Genomic DNA, 3,962 nt, shown 5'->3' with positions numbered 1-3,962 from the left:
CGATTGTGTCCAGATTGTCGATTGCGCGGGTGCTACTAGCAAAAAATACTGCATAAATTCGCTAGCCACGGACGCCGCGAGCTTTAGCGAAAAGGTTGACGATAACTGCGCTTCTCAATACGACGCTAGCGGCACCGAGACCGCTAATTGCAACTTAAATTTAAACTCAAAATGCGGCGAAAGCTCTAATTTTGACGCAAATCGCGGTACGGGTTTAGGTGCGAGCTGCGAAGAGAAAGAAATCTTGAATTTAGGCGAAAATTTTGATTCTAGCTGCAGAGAAAGTTTACATTCAAACGTAAATTTTGTCTATTATTTAAGAAAAAATTCTACTGAGAATTCTGACGGCAAATTTAGCCCCAAGTGCGAAGAAAATTCGCGCCCAAGCGTAAATTCAACCCACGGTTCAAGAAAAAATTTCGCCGCCAACTCCCGTGAAAATTTAACCTGCTGTTTAGGCGAAAGATCTACCGCAAATTCTAGTGAAAATTCCATCTCCGATCCCGCACGCAGAGTGTTTGTCTATCTGGATCCGCCGTTTGCGATCAGGCAGGGCTTTGGCGAGATTTACGAGCGCGTGCTGGCGCTGATAGCGCACCTGAGCTCCGTGCAGTGCAAGCTGCTAATCGCGATCGAGCATATGAGCGAGCTTGAGCTGCCGCCTAAAATCGGTGATTTCGCGCTGCTTAAATCGCGCAAATTCGGCGCTACGACGATGAGCTACTACGCAAGATGAAAAGCTTAAAGCAAATTTTAGATTACTACGCCGATTTGAAAAATTGCGACGCGGATCTTTTCGGCGCGCCCGATCCGCTGCAGGTCGCAAAGGGACATCGAAACGACGTCGCGGCGCTTATCTGCGCGCTGTTTGCTTACGGGAGTGCGGCTCAAATTTTAAAATTCCTCCGCTCGCTTGATTTTTCGCTTTTGGACGCGAGCGATGAGCGCATGAGAGCGGAGCTTGCGGGCAAAAAATATAGATTTCAAAGCCCGCGCGACGTCGCTGAAATTTTTATAACTTTAAAGCGGCTTAAAAACAGCCTTAGCATCGAGGAGAGCGTGCTTTGCGGCATGCAAAAAAACGGACGGATCGAGGATGGAATAAATTTTTTAATCAGCGAAATTTACAAATTAAATCCCTACCGCAGTCCTGGGTATGAGTTTTTTTTCGGGCGCGGCTTCGCGCAAAAGCCCACGTCGCCGTATAAGCGCTACAATCTTTTCCTGCGCTGGGCGGTGCGCGACAGCGACATCGATCTGGGGCTGTACAAAAAGATCGAAAAATCGCGCCTCCTCATCCCGCTCGATACCCACACGCATAAAGTTTCGCTTAAGCTTGGGCTGATCGATCGCAAGAGTTACGATTTCGAGGCGGTTTTGCAGCTTACGCAAAGCTTAAGGCGCTTCGATCCGAGCGATCCCATCAAATACGACTTCGCGCTGTATCGCCTCGGACAGAGCGGGGAAATAGATAAAATTTTACCCGAACTAAGCGCGAGCCCCGACAAAACTACGGAATAATTGGCGAAATTTTATCTGATACGAGCGGGGCGATGAAATTTTATGAAGCTTTGGAGCGGGTGTGCGGCGGAATTTTGCGCTGTGCTGCCGCATAAGCGGAGCTGGCTTTATGGATTTGCCGTGCGTCTTGAGTACAGCGCGCCGAAATTTTATAGAATTTTGGTAAAAGATCGCTTCATAAAATTCTGCAAATTTTACGGATAGCCGCGTAAAATTTATAGGGCTGTCTTGTAGAATTTGGGTAAAATTCCATAGCCTTGTGCTACTTAAATTTTATGAAATTTTGCAGCTCGCGCGACGCGATAAATTGCATGGCACTAAAAAGGCAATTACGCGACAAATTTTATAAAATTTAAGCGGGAGCCGTGCGGCAAAATCTGCTAGAATTCCGTGGAATTTTTCGGATTTTATGGAATCATAACAGGCGCTCGCATGCGTTTTACGGCGCATGGGCGGTTTGCGATCGTAATTGTGCGGAATTTTTCGCAGACACTCGCGGGTGCCGTCTGCGTAATTTGAGAAAAGGACAAAAATGGAGCTTGAGCTTTGGCAGTTTGCGGTGCTTTTTGCGGCGGCGTTTTTCGGCGGATTTATCGACTCGATCGCGGGCGGCGGCGGGCTGATCTCGCTGCCTGCGCTGCTTGCCGTGGGCGTTCCGCCGCATGTAGCGATCGCCACAAATAGATTTCAAGGCAGCTTCGGAAGCTTCACCGCCGCTTTAAATTTCATCCGCAAGGGCTATGTCGATGCGGCGGAGATCCTGCGCGGCGTGATTTTTACGTTCATAGGCGGGCTCGTCGGCGCTTATGTCCTGCTCCTAATCGATGCGAAATTCCTAAACTACCTCATTCCGATCCTGCTGCTGGCGCTTTTCTTTTATATGATTTTTTCGCCGAACCTAGGCGAAGCGCCCGCCAAACCCAAGATGTCAAAAAAGAGCTTTTACGCGATTTTTGGGCTTGTTTTGGGGTTTTACGACGGATTTTTCGGCCCGGGTACGGGCTCGTTTTGGACGTTTGCGCTGGTTGGAATTTTAGGGCTTTATATGAAAAAGGCGGTCGCACACACGAAAGTTTTAAATTTCACCTCAAACATCGTCTCTTTGGGCGTTTTTATCATCGGTGGGCAGATTTTATGGCTCGTCGGAGCGGTGATGGCGGTCGGACAGATCGCGGGCAGCTTCGCAGGCTCAAGCCTAGTGATGAGATGCGACGTAAAATTCGTGCGCAAAATGCTTCTGTTCGTCGTTTCCGCCACGATTTTAAAGCTACTTTACGGGCTGATCGCAAGTTGATTACAGGACCGATTGAGGGCCGATCGCGGGTTAATTTCAAGCCAAAATCATAGAATTTTATACAGGATTTCGTATAAAATTTCGCGTAAAATTTTATGAGCCTTCGCCGATTTGCCGCAATGACGCTGATTTTGCTGCCGCGTCGATTTTATTACTGCGGCATCTATTTTGCCGCAGTTTCGCACCAAACTTACTGCAACACTACTAATTTACTACTGCGGTGTTGATTTTATAGTAGAGCCGCACCGAACTTACTGCAACGGCGCTGACTTTGCTGCTGCGACAGCGCCGATCTTGCCGCCTCGATAGCGTCTATTTTACTACTGCGGTGTTAATTTCACTGTAGCGCTATACAGATTGTGCTGCGACGATACCGATCTTGTTGCTAATAGCGCGCAGATATTGTCGTAGCGTCGCACCGAACTTACTGCAGCAGCGCTGATTTTATCGCGGTGCGCACTAATCTCGCTTCGACGACGTTGGTCTTGCTGCTACGACAGCGTCGCACAAATTCGCTGCAATTGCGCCGACCTTACTACTGCGATAATGCCAATTTTGCCGTAGCGTCGCCGATGAAATTTCGCTTATTCATATCGGTTAAATTTCGCCGTATTACCCGCGTATCTATTTTATTTGCCCGTCTTTAGTCGTATTGCCGAGCACGCGGCATTATCGTACTTGTGCTTATGAAATTTCATATGCTTACGTCAGCAAAATTTTAAAATACTACTTTGTAGATCGTTTTATCGCGCTGCCGTATGTGCTACCAAATCCACTCGCAGCGGTTAAATTTAGCGGACTTTCACGCGTTGTTTCCGCACCCATTGGCTATTTTAAATTTTGCGGTTCCGTCACCATGGCTCGCTTTCCGCGCTAGCCCCTTGCCATATTGCCCGCTATATTTGTGCGATAAATTTAACCGCACCGCCACGCGTGCTGTTTCGCTCCGCTATCGCCGATGAAATTTGCAACCATTAAATTTCATCATATCCGCTGTACCGGCGACCTCGCTCGCCCGCAAAATTTCGCCGCCTAAAGCAATGCTAAAATATTTTGCGATAAAATGGGCGAAATTTTTTACAAAGGATTTATTATGCAGATCATCTCGACTCCCGATGCGGCGCAGGCCATCGGACCGTACTCCCAG

Annotated in this window: 5 protein-coding genes; 4 read left to right on the top strand and 1 reads right to left on the bottom strand. The window is 48.1% G+C overall.

Annotated features, from left to right (window positions below):
• The 4 genes from Q0236_RS12550 to Q0236_RS12535 form a co-directional block, all read left to right on the top strand.
• Positions 1 to 736 (top strand): RsmD family RNA methyltransferase (locus Q0236_RS12550; protein ID WP_297918672.1); only part of this gene is annotated, 736 nt, incomplete at its 5' end.
• The gene (locus Q0236_RS12545; RefSeq protein ID WP_297918669.1) at positions 733 to 1,521 is read left to right on the top strand and encodes a TIGR02757 family protein; all 789 of its coding nucleotides are present in this window, start codon (positions 733 to 735) and stop codon (positions 1,519 to 1,521) included. The genes Q0236_RS12550 and Q0236_RS12545, both read left to right, overlap by 4 nt.
• Positions 1,522 to 1,563: 42 nt before the next feature.
• Complete coding sequence (locus tag Q0236_RS12540) at positions 1,564 to 1,725, top strand: hypothetical protein (protein ID WP_297918666.1); 162 nt, start codon at positions 1,564 to 1,566, stop codon at positions 1,723 to 1,725.
• Between the two features lie 328 nt (positions 1,726 to 2,053).
• Entirely contained in the window at positions 2,054 to 2,815 is a 762-nt protein-coding gene (locus Q0236_RS12535; RefSeq protein WP_297918662.1) for a TSUP family transporter, read from the top strand.
• A 949-nt stretch (positions 2,816 to 3,764) separates the two neighbouring features.
• On the opposite strand, the gene Q0236_RS12530 is transcribed toward Q0236_RS12535, so the two are convergent.
• Positions 3,765 to 3,962: hypothetical protein (locus tag Q0236_RS12530; protein ID WP_297918659.1), on the bottom strand; the 198-nt coding region annotated here is incomplete at its 5' end.

Source organism: uncultured Campylobacter sp., from assembly GCF_938031315.1.
In the GTDB taxonomy this organism is placed as follows: Bacteria; Campylobacterota; Campylobacteria; order Campylobacterales; family Campylobacteraceae; genus Campylobacter_B.
The sequence above is the reverse complement of the archived record's forward strand: the minus strand, read 5'-3'. Positions and strand labels throughout refer to the sequence as shown.

Bases quoted from the DNA above. Each gene is read 5' to 3' on its own strand.
- Q0236_RS12545 (WP_297918669.1), top strand. From the start codon at position 733: ATGAAAAGCTTAAAGCAAATTTTAGATTACTACGCCGATTTGAAAAAT.
- Q0236_RS12535 (WP_297918662.1), top strand. From the start codon at position 2,054: ATGGAGCTTGAGCTTTGGCAGTTTGCGGTGCTTTTTGCGGCGGCGTTT.
- Q0236_RS12540 (WP_297918666.1), top strand. From the start codon at position 1,564: ATGAAGCTTTGGAGCGGGTGTGCGGCGGAATTTTGCGCTGTGCTGCCG.